Annotated in this window: 10 protein-coding genes; 7 read left to right on the plus strand and 3 right to left on the minus strand. The window is 69.3% G+C overall.

The window, feature by feature from the left end:
• Positions 1–25: 25 nt before the first annotated feature.
• Positions 26–481, plus strand: a complete 456-nt coding sequence (locus ACXJJ9_RS10625; protein ID WP_457097147.1) for a YiiD C-terminal domain-containing protein — start codon at positions 26–28, stop codon at positions 479–481.
• 106 nt (positions 482–587) lie between these two features.
• On the plus strand, positions 588–1,019 hold the full coding sequence (locus ACXJJ9_RS10630; protein ID WP_457097148.1) for a hypothetical protein: 432 nt from the start codon (positions 588–590) through the stop codon (positions 1,017–1,019).
• Positions 1,020–1,074: 55 nt separating this feature from the next.
• Here the strand turns inward: ACXJJ9_RS10630 and ACXJJ9_RS10635 are convergent, their stop codons facing one another.
• Positions 1,075–2,472: a GntP family permease gene (locus ACXJJ9_RS10635; RefSeq protein WP_457097149.1), complete on the minus strand. Its 1,398-nt coding sequence runs from the start codon at positions 2,470–2,472 to the stop codon at positions 1,075–1,077.
• A gap of 177 nt (positions 2,473–2,649) precedes the next feature.
• Here ACXJJ9_RS10635 and ACXJJ9_RS10640 point away from each other — a divergent pair, with 177 nt between their 5' ends.
• The 3 genes from ACXJJ9_RS10640 to ACXJJ9_RS10650 all read left to right on the plus strand — a co-directional run bounded on the left by ACXJJ9_RS10640 (position 2,650) and on the right by ACXJJ9_RS10650 (position 11,604).
• Entirely contained in the window at positions 2,650–4,926 is a 2,277-nt protein-coding gene (locus ACXJJ9_RS10640) for a TonB-dependent receptor (RefSeq protein ID WP_457097150.1), read from the plus strand.
• A gap of 165 nt (positions 4,927–5,091) precedes the next feature.
• Entirely contained in the window at positions 5,092–8,502 is a 3,411-nt protein-coding gene (locus ACXJJ9_RS10645; protein WP_457097151.1) for a hybrid sensor histidine kinase/response regulator, read from the plus strand.
• Positions 8,503–8,685: 183 nt separating this feature from the next.
• The gene (locus ACXJJ9_RS10650; RefSeq protein WP_457097152.1) at positions 8,686–11,604 is read left to right on the plus strand and encodes a putative bifunctional diguanylate cyclase/phosphodiesterase; all 2,919 of its coding nucleotides are present in this window, start codon (positions 8,686–8,688) and stop codon (positions 11,602–11,604) included.
• A 14-nt stretch (positions 11,605–11,618) separates the two neighbouring features.
• On the opposite strand, the gene ACXJJ9_RS10655 is transcribed toward ACXJJ9_RS10650, so the two are convergent.
• Positions 11,619–12,281, minus strand: coding sequence for a response regulator transcription factor (locus tag ACXJJ9_RS10655; protein WP_457097153.1), 663 nt, complete (start codon positions 12,279–12,281; stop codon positions 11,619–11,621).
• Between the two features lie 162 nt (positions 12,282–12,443).
• Positions 12,444–13,208: a 3-hydroxybutyrate dehydrogenase gene (locus ACXJJ9_RS10660; RefSeq protein WP_457097154.1), complete on the minus strand. Its 765-nt coding sequence runs from the start codon at positions 13,206–13,208 to the stop codon at positions 12,444–12,446.
• A gap of 111 nt (positions 13,209–13,319) precedes the next feature.
• Here ACXJJ9_RS10660 and ACXJJ9_RS10665 point away from each other — a divergent pair, with 111 nt between their 5' ends.
• Both ACXJJ9_RS10665 and ACXJJ9_RS10670 read left to right on the plus strand, forming a co-directional pair.
• A complete protein-coding gene (locus tag ACXJJ9_RS10665) occupies positions 13,320–15,206 on the plus strand; it encodes a 3-hydroxybutyrate oligomer hydrolase family protein (RefSeq protein ID WP_457097155.1) in 1,887 nt (628 codons plus the stop codon).
• A gap of 105 nt (positions 15,207–15,311) precedes the next feature.
• Positions 15,312–15,749: a rhodanese-like domain-containing protein gene (locus tag ACXJJ9_RS10670; RefSeq protein ID WP_457097156.1), complete on the plus strand. Its 438-nt coding sequence runs from the start codon at positions 15,312–15,314 to the stop codon at positions 15,747–15,749.
• Positions 15,750–15,790: the final 41 nt, after the last annotated feature.

The raw sequence follows: 15,790 nt of genomic DNA on the forward strand, positions 1-15,790 counted from the left end.
CAGCTTACTAGCACGCGTCTCCCCCATGCCCCACAGCGCCGAACTCGCACAGCTCCACGTCCATTACCAGTCCATGCCGCCGGTGGCATCGATGCAACTGACCATCGCCGGCTACGACGGCCGCCGCCTGCAGTTGCACGCGCCCCTTTCGGTGCACGTCAACGACAAGGGTTGCGCCTTCGGCGGCAGCCTTGCGTCGATGATGACGCTGGCCTCGTGGGGCGTGGTCTCGCTGCTGGTGGAACGCGCGGGCCTACATGCCGACATTTTCGTCGCCGACAGCCAGATCCGTTACCTCGCGCCGCTGTTCGCCGATCTCGACGTCAGCGCCGAACCCGCGGCGGAGTCCGATCCCGATGAATTCATCGCCACCCTGCGCAGCCGTGGGCGTGCGCGTATCGGCCTGGTGGCACGCACGCTGCTGCCGGATGGGGGCATCGCTACTGATTTCACCGCGCGGTATGTCGCGATTCTGAAGTAGCCCGCCACCAACCTTTGATCAAGCGCGGCGGCGCGTGGGCTTGCGTCGCAGTCGCAGCGGGCCGGGGCGCGCTACGATGCGTGCATCCATCCTGGGGAATCCCCGCATGACGCGTCTGCTCCGAGCCCTCTGCAAGCCGGCCTTCGTCCTGTGCCTGTTCGCCCTCGCGGCCTGCACCACCCTCGGGCCCCAGAGCGACAAGCTCGACAAGTCGCAGTACGCGTGGTCGGGCGCGATCCGCTGGGGCGATTTCGAAGGGGCGATGAACATGATCGATCCCAAGGTGCGCGAGAAGCTCGAAGTGACGCCGCTGCAGCTGGAACGCTACAAGCAGGTGCAGATCTCCTCGTACCGCGATACCGGCACCAGCACCGACTTCAAAGCCGGCACCTCCGTGCGCGACATCGAGATCGGCGTGATCAACCGCCACACCATGGCCGAGCGCGTCGTCCGCTACCGCGAGACCTGGCGCTGGGACGAGGAAGGCAAGGCGTGGTGGGTGACCAGCCCGCTGCCGGATCTTTGGGACGGCCAGTAACGCGACGCGCGAATGCCGGCGTGGTGTGCACTAAATCCATGCGCACGGCCGGCGCTCACGCCATCGCGTAATAGGTCGCGATCACCACGAACACTGCCAGGGTCTTGATCACGGTGATCGCGAAGACGTCCTTGTAGGACTGGCGGTGGGTCAGGCCGGTCACGGCCAGCAGGGTGATGACCGCGCCGTTGTGCGGCAACGTGTCCATGCCGCCCGAGGCCATCGCCGCGACGCGGTGCAGCACTTCCATCGGAATGCCCGCCGCCTGCGCGTTGGCGATGAAGCTGTCGGCCATCGCCGCCAGCGCGATGCTCATGCCGCCCGAGGCGGAACCGGTGATGCCGGCGAGGGCCGTGACCGTCACCGCTTCGTTGACCAGCGGGTTGGGGATCGCGGCGAGCGCATTGGCGACGACCACGAAGCCCGGCAGCGCGGCGATCACCGCGCCGAAGCCGTATTCGGACGCGGTGTTCATCGACGCGAGCAGGGCGCCGCCGATCGCGCTCTTGCTGCCTTCGGCGAAGTTCGCCTTCACCGGCCGCCACGCGAACACCAGCACGGTGAGGATGCCGACCAGCAGCGCGCCCTGCACCGCCCAGATGGCGGCCACCTTGGAAATCTCCTGCACCACCGGCGCGGCGTTGCCGATGACCGCCGGGGTGAACTCGTGGCTGCTGCCGTAACCGTGCGGGATCAGCACCGAGAACAGCTTGTTGCTGACGCCCACCAGCACCAGTGGCAGGATCGCGACGAAGGGATGGGCGAGTGCGGTGCCGGCGAAAGCCGCAGGTTCGTTCACCAGCGTGGCCGGATCGCCGTAACCCTCGCCGCGCTTGAGCGCGACACGGCGGCGCCATTCCAGGTAGGACAGGCCGACGACGAGGATGAACACCGCACCGGTCACGCCCAACAGCGGCGCCGCCCACGAATCGGTGCCGAAGAACGAAGTCGGGATGATGTTCTGGATCTGCGGCGTGCCCGGTAGTGCATCCATGGTGAAGGTGAACGCACCCAGCGCGATGGTGCCGGGTATCAGGCGCTTGGGGATGTTGCCCTGGCGGAACAGTTCCGCCGCGAACGGATATACCGCGAACACCACCACGAACAGCGACACCCCGCCGTAGGTCAGCAGCGCGCACACCGCGACGATCGACAGCATCGCGCGGCCGGCGCCGAACACGCGCAGGGTGGCGGTCACTATCGAGCGCGAGAAACCCGACAGTTCGATCAGCTTGCCGAACAGCGCACCGAGCACGAACACCGGGAAGTACAACTTGAGGAAGCCGACCATCTTGTCCATGAACAAACCGGTGAACATCGGCGCCACCAGCGTCGGATCGGTAAGCAGCACCGCGCCCATCGCCGCCACCGGCGCGAACAGGATCACGCTGTGGCCGCGGTAGGCCACCACCATCAGGAAACACAGCGCGGCCAAGACGATCAGGAAGGACATCCACGACTCCACGCGCGCCGCAGTCGGCGCGCTCCACTAGGCCGCGAGTGTCGTGACCGCGCCGCGGTCGGCCCATTGTCCGAAGGTACGATGCCGCCCCCGTAGAACCGGCCCTAGCCTTGCGGAAACGGTGGCAGGGGTCCGCCGCAATGACTTCGTACCCGTAGGAGGGACGCGATGAAGCGCAAGTATTTGAGTCTGGCGATCGGTTCGGTGCTGGTGTCGGCACTCTCCTCGCCGGTGGTGTGGGCGCAGGACGCGACTCCTTCGGGTGCCACCAACCGGGACGCCAAGGCGACCAACCTGGGCACCGTCACCGTCACCGCGCGCAAGCGCGAGGAAACGCTGCAGTCAGTACCGGTCGCCGTTACTGCCTTCACCGCCGACGCGCTCGACAAGCTCAACGTCGAGGATCTGTCCGACCTCGACGCGCTGGTGCCTAACCTGACCATCTACGCCGCGCGCGGCTCCAGCAGCACCGTCACCGCCTACATCCGCGGCATCGGCCAGTCCGATCCGCTATGGGGCGTGGACCCGGGCGTGGGCATCTACCTGGACGATGTCTACATCGCCCGTCCGCAGGGCGCGCTGCTCGACGTGTTCGACGTCGACCGAGTGGAAGTACTGCGTGGCCCGCAGGGCACGCTGTACGGCAAGAACACCATCGGCGGCGCGATCAAGTACCTCTCGCGCGGGCTGCCGCACGCGTTCGACGGCAACGCCTCGATCACCGTGGGCAACTACAACGAGCTCGACGTCAAGGCGGCCGTGGGCGGCCCGATCGGCGGTGCCGACAGCGGCCTGCGCGGCCGCATCGCCGTGGCCAGCCTCAACCGCGACGGCTTCGGCGAGAACATCGTCACCCACCAGGACGTCAGCGACAAGGAAATCCTCGCCCTGCGCGGCCAGCTCGGCGCCTACGCCGGCGACAACTTCGACGTGCAGTTCGCTTTCGACTGGATGGACGACCAGTCCGGCGTGCGCGGCGCGAAGATGCTGGAAGCTAACCGCTTCGTGCCGGGCGTGTTGCCGCTGGACTCGCGCTACGACGTGCGCAACGGCATGCCCAACATCAACGACACCGAGATGAAGGGCGCCTCGATGACGGTGAACTGGCGCGCCAACGAGGACTGGGCGTTCAAGTACGTGCTGGCCAAGCGCGAGTCCGACACCGAGACCAACATCGACTTCGATACCACCCAGTCCAAGATCGCCGACGTCAAGGCGTTCTATAGCGACCAGCAGGTCAGCCACGAGGTCCAGGCCAACTACGACGCCGGCGGCCGCGCCCGTGGCGTGATGGGCATCTATGCCTTCAACGGCGATGCCGGCGGGCAGGTCCTCAACAACTTCTTCAACCTGTCCTTTGGCGATACCCAGGGCATCGTGCGCACCGAGAGCGTCGCGTTCTATGCCGACTGGACCTTCGACCTCACCGAGCAACTCAAGCTCGATGTCGGCGCGCGCTACACCGACGAGGACAAGCGCGCCCAGGTGCTCAACCGCTGCTACACCAGCGCCACGTTCGCGACCCAGCGCGATTGCACGCCGGCCAATCCGACCGACGACCCCGCCGCCGCGCACTTCGACAAGACCATCAACTTCAAGAACACCTCGCCGAAGATCTCGCTGGACTACGAGATCACCCCGGACATCATGGTGTACGGATCGGCGTCGCGCGGCTTCAAGTCGGGCGGTTTCAACATCCGTGCGCAGGCGACGACCGTGCCGCGCTCGGCCGAGCCGTTCGATGACGAAGTCGTGGACAGCTTCGAGGTCGGCAGCAAGATGGCCTTCCTCGATTCGACGTTGTTCCTCAACCTGGCCGCGTTCCACAACAAGTACAAGGACATCCAGCTGTCGGTGTTCACTGCGTTGCCGACCGGCGGCTTCTTCGGCGACTTCACCAATGCCGGCAAGGGCACGATCAACGGCTTCGAGGCCGAGTACCAGTGGCTGCCGAACGAGCACTGGCGCGTCGCCGGCAACCTGGCCTGGCTGGATGCGAAGTACGACGAGTTCGCATTCTTCGATCCGCTGACGCGCACCACGATCGACATCGCCGATGAGCAGGAATTCACCAACGCCCCGGATTTCTCCGGCGCGCTGAACGTCGAGTGGCGTACCGACCTGGCCGGCGGCGGCAACCTGTCCGCGCGCATCGGCTACAGCTACCAGACCGAAGTGACGGCCACCACCGAGATCATCCGCACGGTCACGCCGCCGATCGCGCCGTTCGGGCGGCCGCCGATCACCCAGGACGCCTACGGCCTGATCAATGCGGGCGTCATCTGGACGCTCAACGATGCCTGGTCGTTCTCCCTGCAGGGCAGCAACCTGGCCGACGAGGAGTACCGCACCACCGGCTACAACCTCAACCAGGCGCTCGGTGTGTATACCGGCTTCTACGGGGCGCCGCGCCAATACACGCTGACCGCGCGCTACGAGTTCTGACGATTGCTCTCTCTGGCGGGACTGCGCGGCGGCGGATGCGATTCCGTCGCCGCGCTTCTTTTTGCCTCGCCCTGCGTGCGATCGCGGCCGGCGCGCCGCGCGACCACGCTATCCTCGCCGCGTGACCGTGCCGTCCGCCGCCGCTGACTCCACCCTGGCTTCGCGATGCTGAGCGCGGGCCTGATCGTCCTCGCCGCACTGCTGTGGCTGGGCCTGCTGTTCGCGGCGGGCGTATACGGCGAACGCCATCCGCAGGCCTTCGCCGCGCGCTGGAACCATGTGTACGCGCTGTCGCTGGCGGTGCACTGCACCTCGTGGACCTTCTACGGCACGGTGACGCAGGCCGCGCGCTACGGCTGGCCGCTGCCGCCCACCTTCCTCGGCGCGATCCTGCTGTACGCCCTCGCCGCGGCGCTGATGGTGCGGCTGGTGCAGCTGGCGCGCGAGACCAACGCCACATCCATCGCCGACCTCATCGCCACGCGCCTGGGCAAGGACACCTGGCTGGCCGCGACGGTGACGCTGGTCGCCGTGCTCGGGCTGGTGCCGTACATCGCGTTGCAGCTGAAGGCGATGGCGATGAGCTTCGCGGTGCTGACCGGGCGCGGCGGCAACGGCGGGGCCGTGCCGGTGTGGCAGGACATCGCCCTGTACGTGGCGCTGGCCATGGCGCTGTTCGCGATGCTGTTCGGCACGCGCCGGGTCAGCGCGGCCGAACACAACCGCGGCCTGGTGCTGGCGATGGCGTTCGAATCGCTGCTCAAGCTCGGCGCGATGCTGGCGCTGGGCGTATTCGTCTGGTGGGGGCTGGGCGATCTGCCCGCCGCCGCCGCGCCGGTGCCGCCGCCGACCAGCAGCGGCGGCTTCATGCCGCTGGTGCTGCTCGGCGCGTTCGCGATGTTCATCCTGCCGCACCAGTTCCACATCGCCGTGGTCGAGTGCCGCGACGAACGCGACGTGCGCACGGCGCGCTGGCTGTTCCCGCTCTACCTGGTGCTGATCGCGCTGCCGGTGCTGCCGCTGGCGCGCGCGGGCCAGGCGTTGCTGGGCAGTGGCGTGAGCTCGGACATGTACGTGCTCGCACTGCCGCTGTCGCAGGGCCATGCGGGCCTCGGCCTGTTCGCGTTCCTCGGCGGCATGAGTGCCGCGATCGGCATGGTCGTGGTCAGCACGCTCACGCTGAGCCTGATGATCGGCAACCACTGGCTCGCACCCGGGCTGCTGCGGCGCTCGTGGAAGCGCACGCCGTGGACACGTGGCGACCGCGGCGACCTGCGCGGCACGGTGCTGCTGCTGCGCCGCGTTGGCATTGTCGCGATCATGCTGCTGGCGTGGATGTACGGCCGCATCGTCGCCGGCAACGCGGCGCTGGCCGACGTCGGCGCGGTGAGTTTCTCGGCCCTGGCGACGCTGGCGCCGGCGCTGGCCTTCGCGGTGTGGCGGCCGCACACGCCGCCGCGCGCGGCGATCGCGGGGATCGTTGCAGGCTTCGTGGTGTGGGCGTGGTGCCTGCTGTTGCCGGTGCTGGCCACTTCGCACGGACAGACGCCGGCCTGGGTCGGCGCGGGCCCGTTCGACGCGCAATGGCTGGCGCCGGATGCGCTGTTCGGCCTGACCGGCTGGAGCCGCCTCGGCCGCGCCGTGGGCGCCAGTCTGTTCGTCGGCACGCTCACCACCGCCCTCGTCGCCGTCTGGCGCACCACGCCCGCGCGGCGCGAATCGCGCGGCCTCGATGCCGCCACCCTGCGCACGGCGGGCCGCCGCTTCCTGGCGCGCGAACGCGTCGCCGAACTATTGGTATCTGCGCCCGCCACCGGCGCGGTGCCGCACGAGGTGGAAGCCGCGATGGAGCGCGAACTCGCCGCCGTGCTGGGCTCGGCCTCGGCGCGGGTGTTGCTCGATGCTGCGCGGCGCGAAGGCGGCAACGGCCACGATCTCGACACCGTCGCCGCGATCGTCGATACCGCTGCGCAGGATTTCCGCTTCAACCAGCGCGTGCTCGAAGCCGCGCTGCAGAACATGAGCCAGGGCATCAGCGTCGTCGACGCGCAGCTGCGCCTGGTGGCATGGAACCGCCGCTATGCCGAACTGTTCGGCTTCCCCGACGCGCTGCTGCGCGTGGGCACTCCCATCGCGGAGCTGTCGGCGTGGGCGCTGCAGCGCATGGCGCACAAGGGCAACCTGCCGCACGCACTCGCGCGCCGGCTGGCGTTCATGCGTGCCGGTTCGCCGCACCTGTCGGAGCGCGTGTTCTTCAACGGCGATGACCACCCGGATGGCCGCATCGGCGAGGGCAAGGTCATCGAAATCCGCGGCAACCCGATGCCGGGCGGCGGTTTCGTCGCCACCTTCACCGACGTCACCGCGTTCCGCCGCGCCGAGTCCGAACTGCTGCAGGCCAACGAAACCCTGGAGCAGCGCGTCGGCGAGCGCACCACGCTGCTCGAGCAGGCCAAGCGCGAGGCGGAAACCGCCAACGACGCCAAGAGCCGCTTCCTCGCCGCGATCGGCCACGACCTGTTGCAGCCGCTGCACGCCGCGCATCTGTTCACCGAGGCGCTGGCGCAGCAGCTCGGTGAGCAGCACGCCCCGCGCGATGCGGAGGCCCAGGACACGCTCGCGCAGATCCGCGGCGCACTGGATTCCACCACCGGCCTGCTAACCGGCCTTCTCGACATGTCGCGGCTGGAAGCCGGTGGCCTGGTACCGGAGCGGCGTGCGCTGCCGTTGGCCGAAGTACTCGAGCCGCTGGTATCGGAGTTCCGCGCTCTCGCCGCCGAGCGCGGGCTGGCATTCCGCCATGTGCCGAACACGCTGTGGATCGATACCGATCCGCATCTGCTGCGCCGCGTGCTGCAGAACTTCCTCGCCAACGCAGTGCGCTACACCGCCAGCGGTCGCGTGCTGCTGGGCGTGCGTCGCGATGGTGCGGGTGCACGCATCGAAGTGCACGACACCGGTCCGGGCATCGCCCACGAGCAGCAGGAATTGATCTTCGAGGAGTTCCGCCGCGGCGGCGATGCGCCCGGCCAGGGTCTGGGGCTGGGCCTCGCCATCGCAGACCGCATCGCCGAGCTGCTGCGCGCGCCGCTGACCCTGCGCAGCGACTCCGGGCGCGGCACGATGTTCGCGATCACCGTGCCCGTCGCGCCGGCGCAGGTGCGCGAGGCGCTGGCGTCGCTGCCGCAGCGACCCAGCCTGCCGGGCCTGCACGTGCTGGTCGTCGACAACGAACCGTTGGCGATGGAAGCGCTGCGACGCGTGCTCGAAGGCTGGGGTTGCCGCGTGAGCGTCGCCGGGCACGGGACCGGTGCCCTGGCGACGATCGAGCACGATCCCGCCGATGCCTGGCTGTTCGATTACCACCTCGATGACGACGACACCGGCGTGGCCCTGCACGGCCGCCTTGCCGCGCACCACGGTGCCCGACCGGCGGTCATCCTCAGTGCCGACCCGGGCGAGGGCGTGCGCCGCGCCGTGCACGAGGCCGGGCTTCCGCTGCTGCTCAAACCGCTCAAGCCGCTGGCATTGAAATCCGTGCTGGACCGGGTACTGGCCGCGCGCCGGGTGCGCTAGCGGGGGTCGCGCAAACGGTTTGTTTGCAGCAGCGGGCGACGCGGGCAATTGGCGAACCTGGTCACGGAACGGCGATACTGCACCGCCTAGCCTGCGCCGCTTGGTTGGCGTTCGCGCCAGCCCCGATCTTTGGTGCGCTGAGCTGCCAGACGGGCAACCAACGTGCGCATCAGGGGGAATCCAATGGCCGGGCCACAGGTCGGCAACATCCGAACCGTCGAGGACGGCCTGCACCGGGCCGACCTCGCCAGCCGCCTGTTGCGCGCATCCACGCCGGCGGAACTGGCGACGATCCTGTTCGAAGACGTGCCCCTGCTGTGCGAGCGCGGCGCCAGCCTGCACTGGTCGACCCGCTGGCCGCTGGACATCCGCAGCTACCCGGAACGCCCGGGCGCCGACAGCGTCGAGGCCGCGACGATCGATTTCCTGCGCGAGGCGCGCTGGGGTGCCAGTTCGCCTTCGATGCGGGTGCTACACGACGACGGTGACTGCACCGTCGCGGTCCTGCAGGGCGTGCCGGAGTGCCCCGAGGTCGACGAGAGCATCTGCGCGCGCCTGGGCGAACTGCTCCGGCTGCAGCGCATGCACGAAAGCCTGGTGCGGCTGGAAGAGGCGGAAAAACTGCAGCGCTCGCTCTACGCCATCGCCGACATGGCCGGTTCCGACCTGGACATGCCGGACATGCTGCGTGGCCTGCATCGCATCGTCGCCGACCTGATGTATGCGGAAAACTTCTACATCGCGCTCTACAACCGCGAGTGCGACAGCCTGCGCTTCCTCTACTTCGCCGACGTGATGGATGCCACGCTGCCGCTGGAGGCCGACGAGGTCCCGCTGGCGCGCATCGAGCGCGGCCTGACCTGGCACCTGATCCACGGCAAGCGCCCGGTGATGGGATCGGCCGAGGAAGTGCGCCGGCAGTTGTCGGGGCCACTGGTGCTGCACGGCGCCGACAGCAGCGATTGGCTCGGCGTGCCGATGATGCGCGACGGCGCGGTCCAGGGCGTCGTGGTCGTGCAGAGCTACACGGGCGAACGCTGCTACACCACCGCGGAAATGTCGCTGCTGGCGTTCGTTGCCGAACACATCCTCACCGCGCTGGAGCGCAAGCGCGGCCGCGCCGAACTCGAGCAGCGCGTGGTCGAGCGCACCCAGCAGCTGGAACGCGCCAACGGGGAACTGCGCCGCGAAGTCGGCGAACGCGAACGCGGCGAACGCCTGCAGGCCGCGCTGTACCGGATCGCCGCGCTGGCGAGCTTCGACGAGACCAGCGCGGCGTTCTACCGCCACGTGCATGCCATCGTCGGCGAGCTGATCGATGCGCAGAATTTCTACATCGCCCTGCGTTCTCCCGATGGCGAGAGCGTGTGGTTCCCGTACGTCGCCGACCAGCGCGAAGGCGAGTGGCTGCCACGGCGCGCGGGGCGCGGCCTGACCGAATACGTGCTGCGCAGCGGCCGGCCGCAGCTGATCGACCATCCGCGCGCGCGTGTGCTGGCCGAGGCAGGCGAGATCGACCCCGCCCGGATGGACGAGACCACCCAGGTGTGGCTGGGCGCGCCCCTGCTCGGCGTGGAAGGGGCGATCGGCGTCGTCGCGGTGCAGAGCTATGAAGCCGGCCGCACCTACGACGAGCGCGATGCCGAGTTGCTCACCTTCGTGTCGTACCAGATCGCCAGCAGCCTGCAGCGCCGCCATTCGGCCGAACTGTTGCAGCAGGCCAATGCCGAGCTGGAGCAGCGCGTCGAGGCCCGCACCCTCGAGCTGCGCGAACAGATCCGCGTCCGCGAGCAGGTCGAGGCCCAGCTGCAGCACCAGGTGATGCACGATGCACTCACCCGCCTGCCGAATCGCGTGTACCTGCGTGACCGCATCGAGCACGCGATCGCCCGCGTGCGCCGAGACGGCCGCGACGCCTTCGGCCTGCTCTACATCGACGTCGATCGCTTCAAGGTGGTCAACGACAGCCTCGGCCATGGCGCCGGCGACGAGATGCTGGCCGAGGTCGCAAGCCGTCTGGCCACATGCGTGCGCGAACCCGACACGGTGGCGCGCCTGGCCGGCGACGAGTTCGTGCTCCTGCTCGAGCACGTGGCGCAGCCGGAAACCGCGTGCAAGGTGGCGCAGCGCGTGCTGGAAGCGCTGGCGGCGCCGATGCAGGTCGCCGGACGCGAGTTGCGGGTATCGGCGAGCGTCGGTATCGCGCTGGCCAACGGCGCTTGCGAATCCGCCGACCGCATCCTTCACGACGCCGACGCGGCGCTGTACCGCGCCAAGAGCCTGGGCCGCAACCGCTTCGTCCTCTTCGACGATGCCATGCACCAGACCGCGATGGGCGTGCTCGACATGGAGCAGGCGCTGCGCCGGGCACTGGCCCGCGACGAGTTCCTGCCGTACTTCCAACCGCTGGTGCGGCTCGACGACGAATGCATCGTCGGCTACGAGGCCCTGCTGCGCTGGCGGCATCCGGAGCGCGGCATCCTGGCCCCGGTCGATTTCCTCAAGGTGGCCGAGGACAGCGGCCTGATCGAGGCCATGGATTGGCGCCAGTTCCGCCTGGCGCTGGAAGCGGGACGCGAACTGGTGCGCGATGGCAGCTTCATCACGCTCAACGTGTCGCCGCGCCTGTTCCAGTACAACGATTTCGATCGCCGCCTGCTCGCGATGACGCGCGAAGTCGGCTTCGATCCAGGTCGGCTGCGCCTGGAAGTCACCGAAGGCACGCTGCTGAGCGATCCCATGGCCGTGGCGGCCACGCTGCAGCGCCTGCGCGAGACCGGCATCGAAGCGGCGCTCGACGACTTCGGCACCGGTTACTCATCGCTCGGCCACCTGCACCAGTTCCCGCTGAAGATGATCAAGATCGATCGCAGCTTCATCACGCCGTTCGCGGCGGGCGTGGCGCCACGCAGTTCGGCGGTGATCGAGGCGATCCTGGCGCTGGGCAACGCGCTCGGCGCGGAGATCGTCGCCGAGGGCATCGAGACCGAGTACCAGTGCGAGGTGCTGAAGGCGATGGGTTGCGTGTACGGGCAGGGCTTCCTGTTCGCCCGCCCGGCGCCGGCATCGCACTGGCTGGCGGAAGCGGCCGTGCCCGCCTGACGCCGCGCCTGCGCTTACTCGATCTGCCGCGCCGGATCGCTCAGTTCCAGTTCGCGCAGCACAACGCCCGCCTGGGTGCGGTTGCGTACGCAGAGGCGATCGAAGATGGCGGTGAGGTGCGCCTTCACGGTGCGTTCCTGCACATCGAGGCGGTCGGCGATCTGTTTGTTGAGCAGGCCCTGCGCCACCAGCACCAGCACGCGGAACTGCTGTGGCGACAGGCTGGCCAGGCGCGCGGCGAGGTCGGCGTCGTGCGCCGAGGACCGCGCGCGCGACACCGTCGCGCGCAGTGCGGCCGGCAGCCATTGTTCGCAGGCGAGCACGCTGCGGATCGCCTCGCGCAGTTCGTCCAGGCCCGAACTCTTGGGCAGGTATCCGGCGGCGCCGTGGTCGAGCGCGCGGCGGATCACGCGCGGATCGTCGTTGGCCGACACCACCACCACCGCGACGCCAGGATGCTGGGCGCGGATCGCGGCGAGGCCGGCGAGGCCGTGGTTGCCCGGCATGTGCAGGTCGAGCAGCACCAGGTCGATGTCGGGTTCGGCCTCGAGCGCGGCGAGCACGCCGTCGAGCGAATCGGCCTCGCGCACGCGCAGGTCGGCGACGGCATCGGCGGCGGCACCGCGCAACGCGGCGCGGAACAGCGGGTGGTCGTCAGCGACTAACAGAGAAGGCATGAAGGCGTCTTTTTTTTGCCGTCATCCCGGCGAAAGCCGGGATCCATTTTGACTTTGACGTTCGAGTGCCCAACAGATACGCGCCGGGGGCAACAGCAACATGGATCCCGGCTTTCGCCGGGATGACGAGTAGGGGCGAGCCCGTGATCGTCATGAATCCCGTCACTGCACCGTCCACCCGCCATCCACATCGATGGTGTGGCCGGTGATGTTGCGCGCGTGCTCCGACAGCAGGAAGGTGGTGATCCCGCCGAGTTCCTCGAAGGTGATGAACACGCCCTTCGGCATCGGCTTGAGCATCACCTCGCTGACCACCTGCGATTCGGGGATGCCGCGCGTGCGCGCCTGGTCGGCGATCTGCATGTCGACCAGCGGCGTCTTCACGTAGGTCGGGCAGATGGTGTTGATGGTGATGTCGGTATCGCTGGTTTCCAGTGCGATCACCTTGGAGAAGCCGAGCAGGCCGTGCTTGGCGGCGACGTAGGCGCTCTTGTACGGCGAGGCGACCAGCGAATGGATCGAACCGATGTTGACGATGCGGCCGAAGCCGCGCGCGCGCATGCCCGGCAACAGCGCGCGGGTCAGGCGGGCGACACCGACCAGCATGACGTCGACCAGGAATTCCCATTTCGCCATCGGGAATTCCTCCAGCGGCGCGACATGCTGCAGGCCCGCGTTGTTCACCAGCACGTCGACCGGGCGCGACAGCGCGGCCAGCGCGGCGGCGATGCTGTCGTCGGAGGTGACGTCGAGTGCACGCGCCTCGGCGGAGCCGCCGGCCTCGCGCAGCGATTGGGCGACAGCTTCGGCGGCGTCGCGGTTGACGTCGGTGATGACGAGGTGGTGGCCGGCGCGCGCGAGTTCGGCGGCGATGCCGGCGCCGATGCCGCTGCCGGCACCGGTGATGAGGATGCAGCGTGGGGTCATGGGACGACTCAGTTGGGTGCCGGCGAGACTCGTAGACTAGCAAGCGGTTGCCGCGGCCACGTGGTACGAAAGTACGATGCCGCAAGCGGTGCGGCTTGCTAGGGTCGCGGCATGACCATGCTGCCCGTGCCATCGAACCCGCACGCCCGCGACGCATCGCGCGGCTTCCACCTGGTTTCCGTGCTGGCGCTCGGCCTGCTGCTGGCCGCCTGCGCCACGTCCAACCGCCACGATCGCGAGCGCGAACCGATGCTGACCACTGCGACGCTGAGCTCTGCCATGCGCGTGACCGAACACCGTGGTGGCGACGACCTGCTCACCGCCGGGCTCGGCCGCGACGGCCTGCGCGCGCCGACGGCGCCCGCCTTCGCCGATCCCGCCCATCCCACCGCGGCCGAACTGCGCCGCCGCGCCATCTGGAGCAACTGGCGTGGCATCGCCGATCTCATGCCCGGCGGCGGGTACGGCGACTGGTATGGCAGCACCGCCGCGGTGCCGGGGCGCGAATTCAGTGCGCTCGCCACCGTGCCCGGCGCGCGCCAGCCGCACCGCGTGCTGCTGCAACTGCCCGATGCCTTCGATGCGGACAGGCCCTGCATCGTGGTGGCCGCGTCGTCGGGTTCGCGCGGCATCTACGGCGCGATCGCCGTGGCCGGTCCATGGGCGCTGCCGAAGGGCTGCGCGGTGGCCTACACCGACAAGGGCGCGGGCACCGATTACTTCGATCTCGATGCCGGGCAGGGCGTGTCGCCCGACGGTACGATCGCGGACGCCGCTGCAGCGCTGGCGTTCAAGCCGGCGACAGCCGCCACGCATGGCGTCGCGTTCAAGCACGCGCACTCGCAGGACAATCCCGAGGCCGATTGGGGCCGGCACGTGAAGCAGGCGGCGGAATTCGCCCTGCTCGCCCTCAACGACGCACTGCCGCACCGCGGCTTCACCTTCGCCAATACGCGCGTGATCGCGGTCGGCATCTCCAACGGCGGCGGTGCGGTACTGCGCGCGGCGGAACTGGAAGGCAGCGGTGCCGATCAGGGCTGGCTCGACGCGGTCGTCGCCGGCGAACCCAACGTCAACGTCGCCGGCGCGCGACCGCTCTACGACTTCACCACCGAAGCCGCGCTGCTGATGCCCTGCGCCCTGCTCGATCTCGACGGCCTGCCAGCCTCGCCGCTGTCGGCGCAGGCACGCGCGATGGCGCCGGTGCGGTGCGCCGCGCTGGCCGCGGCCGGCGTGCTGCCCGCAGGCGAAGTAAAGGCGCAGGCGCGCGCGGCCCACGAGGCGCTGCGCGCCTCCGGCTGGAGCGAGGCGGCGTTGCGCGCGGGCGCGCTGTCGGTCGACTTCGACCTGTGGCGCGCCGTTGCGGCGACCTATGCCTCCGCCTACGGCCGCTACGGCGCCGGCGAGCATCCCTGCGGCTACGGCTTCGCCGCCCAGAATCCCGACTTCAGCGCGCGCGCGGCGACGGCCAGCGAACGCGCGGCCTGGTGGTCCGATGGCAGCGGCATCCCGCCGGGCGCTGGGGTCGGCCTCATCGACGGCAAACTCGCGGCGCCCGATTTCACCCTTGCCGGTTTGCAATGCCTGCGGGCGTTGTGGACGCAGCCCGGTGGCGACGGCGACCGCGTGCGCCGTGGCGTCGCCGAACTGCGGGCCGGCCTGCCGCGTGCGGGGCTGCCGGTCGTGGTGATCCATGGGGTCGACGACGGCCTGGTGCCGATGGCGTTCACCAGCCAGCCGTGGGTGGCGGCCGCACGGGCCGCGGACCGCGACGTGCGCTACTGGCAGGTGCGGCATGCCCAGCACTTCGACGCCTTCCTCGCGCTGCCCGACTACCGCGCGCGCTACGTGCCGCTGCTGCCGTACGTGTACGCCGCGCTCGACCGCGTCGCCGCGCACCTCGACGATCCGGCCCAGCCGTTGCCGGCCAATGCGCTGATCGACAGCGCGCCGGCCGCCGCCCCGTTGACCGCCGCGCAACTGGCGATCCCGCGCTAGGCGCACTCCCGAGGCCGGCAGATGGGCGCTTTTGCGCCCCCGCAGCGCGTGGGCGACAATCGCCGCCCCTTTCGAACCCGGCTGCGGAATTTAGTGAGCCTTCCCGTGGACTTCCAAGAACTGCTGGCGTTCGCCGAACGCAATCCGATGTTGTCGCTGGCCCTGGTCGGCCTGACCGTGGCGATCATCTACACCGAGATCGCGCGCCTGTTCCGCGGCTTCAAGGCGTTGCGCCCGGCCGAGCTCACCGCGCTGATCAACCGCGACAACGCGCTGGTGGTCGACCTCTCGCCGAGCGGCGACTTCGAGAAGGGCCACATCGCCGGCAGCAAGTCGGTCCAGCTCAGCCAGTTCGATCCGGAGAACAAGCTGCTGACTGCTGCCAAGGCGCTGCCGCTCGTGGTCGTCTGCCGCACCGGCCAAGCCTCGGCGGACGCCGCCAAGCGCCTGAAGAAGGCCGGCTTCGAGCAGGTCCACTGGCTCGACGGCGGCATCGCCGCCTGGCAGCAGGCCGACCTGCCGCTGGTGAAGGGTCGCCACTGAGCGCGCAACTGAGCGCGCAACCCTTGCGAACCGCCCGCGGC

It is taken from the genome of Lysobacter sp. P5_B9, assembly GCF_054049835.1.

Coding starts and splice junctions, on each gene's coding strand:
- ACXJJ9_RS10655 (WP_457097153.1), bottom strand. CDS start 12,281: ATGCCTTCTCTGTTAGTCGCTGACGACCACCCGCTGTTCCGCGCCGCG.
- ACXJJ9_RS10665 (WP_457097155.1), top strand. CDS start 13,320: ATGACCATGCTGCCCGTGCCATCGAACCCGCACGCCCGCGACGCATCG.
- ACXJJ9_RS10635 (WP_457097149.1), bottom strand. CDS start 2,472: ATGTCCTTCCTGATCGTCTTGGCCGCGCTGTGTTTCCTGATGGTGGTG.
- ACXJJ9_RS10630 (WP_457097148.1), top strand. CDS start 588: ATGACGCGTCTGCTCCGAGCCCTCTGCAAGCCGGCCTTCGTCCTGTGC.
- ACXJJ9_RS10625 (WP_457097147.1), top strand. CDS start 26: ATGCCCCACAGCGCCGAACTCGCACAGCTCCACGTCCATTACCAGTCC.
- ACXJJ9_RS10645 (WP_457097151.1), top strand. CDS start 5,092: ATGCTGAGCGCGGGCCTGATCGTCCTCGCCGCACTGCTGTGGCTGGGC.
- ACXJJ9_RS10660 (WP_457097154.1), bottom strand. CDS start 13,208: ATGACCCCACGCTGCATCCTCATCACCGGTGCCGGCAGCGGCATCGGC.
- ACXJJ9_RS10650 (WP_457097152.1), top strand. CDS start 8,686: ATGGCCGGGCCACAGGTCGGCAACATCCGAACCGTCGAGGACGGCCTG.
- ACXJJ9_RS10640 (WP_457097150.1), top strand. CDS start 2,650: ATGAAGCGCAAGTATTTGAGTCTGGCGATCGGTTCGGTGCTGGTGTCG.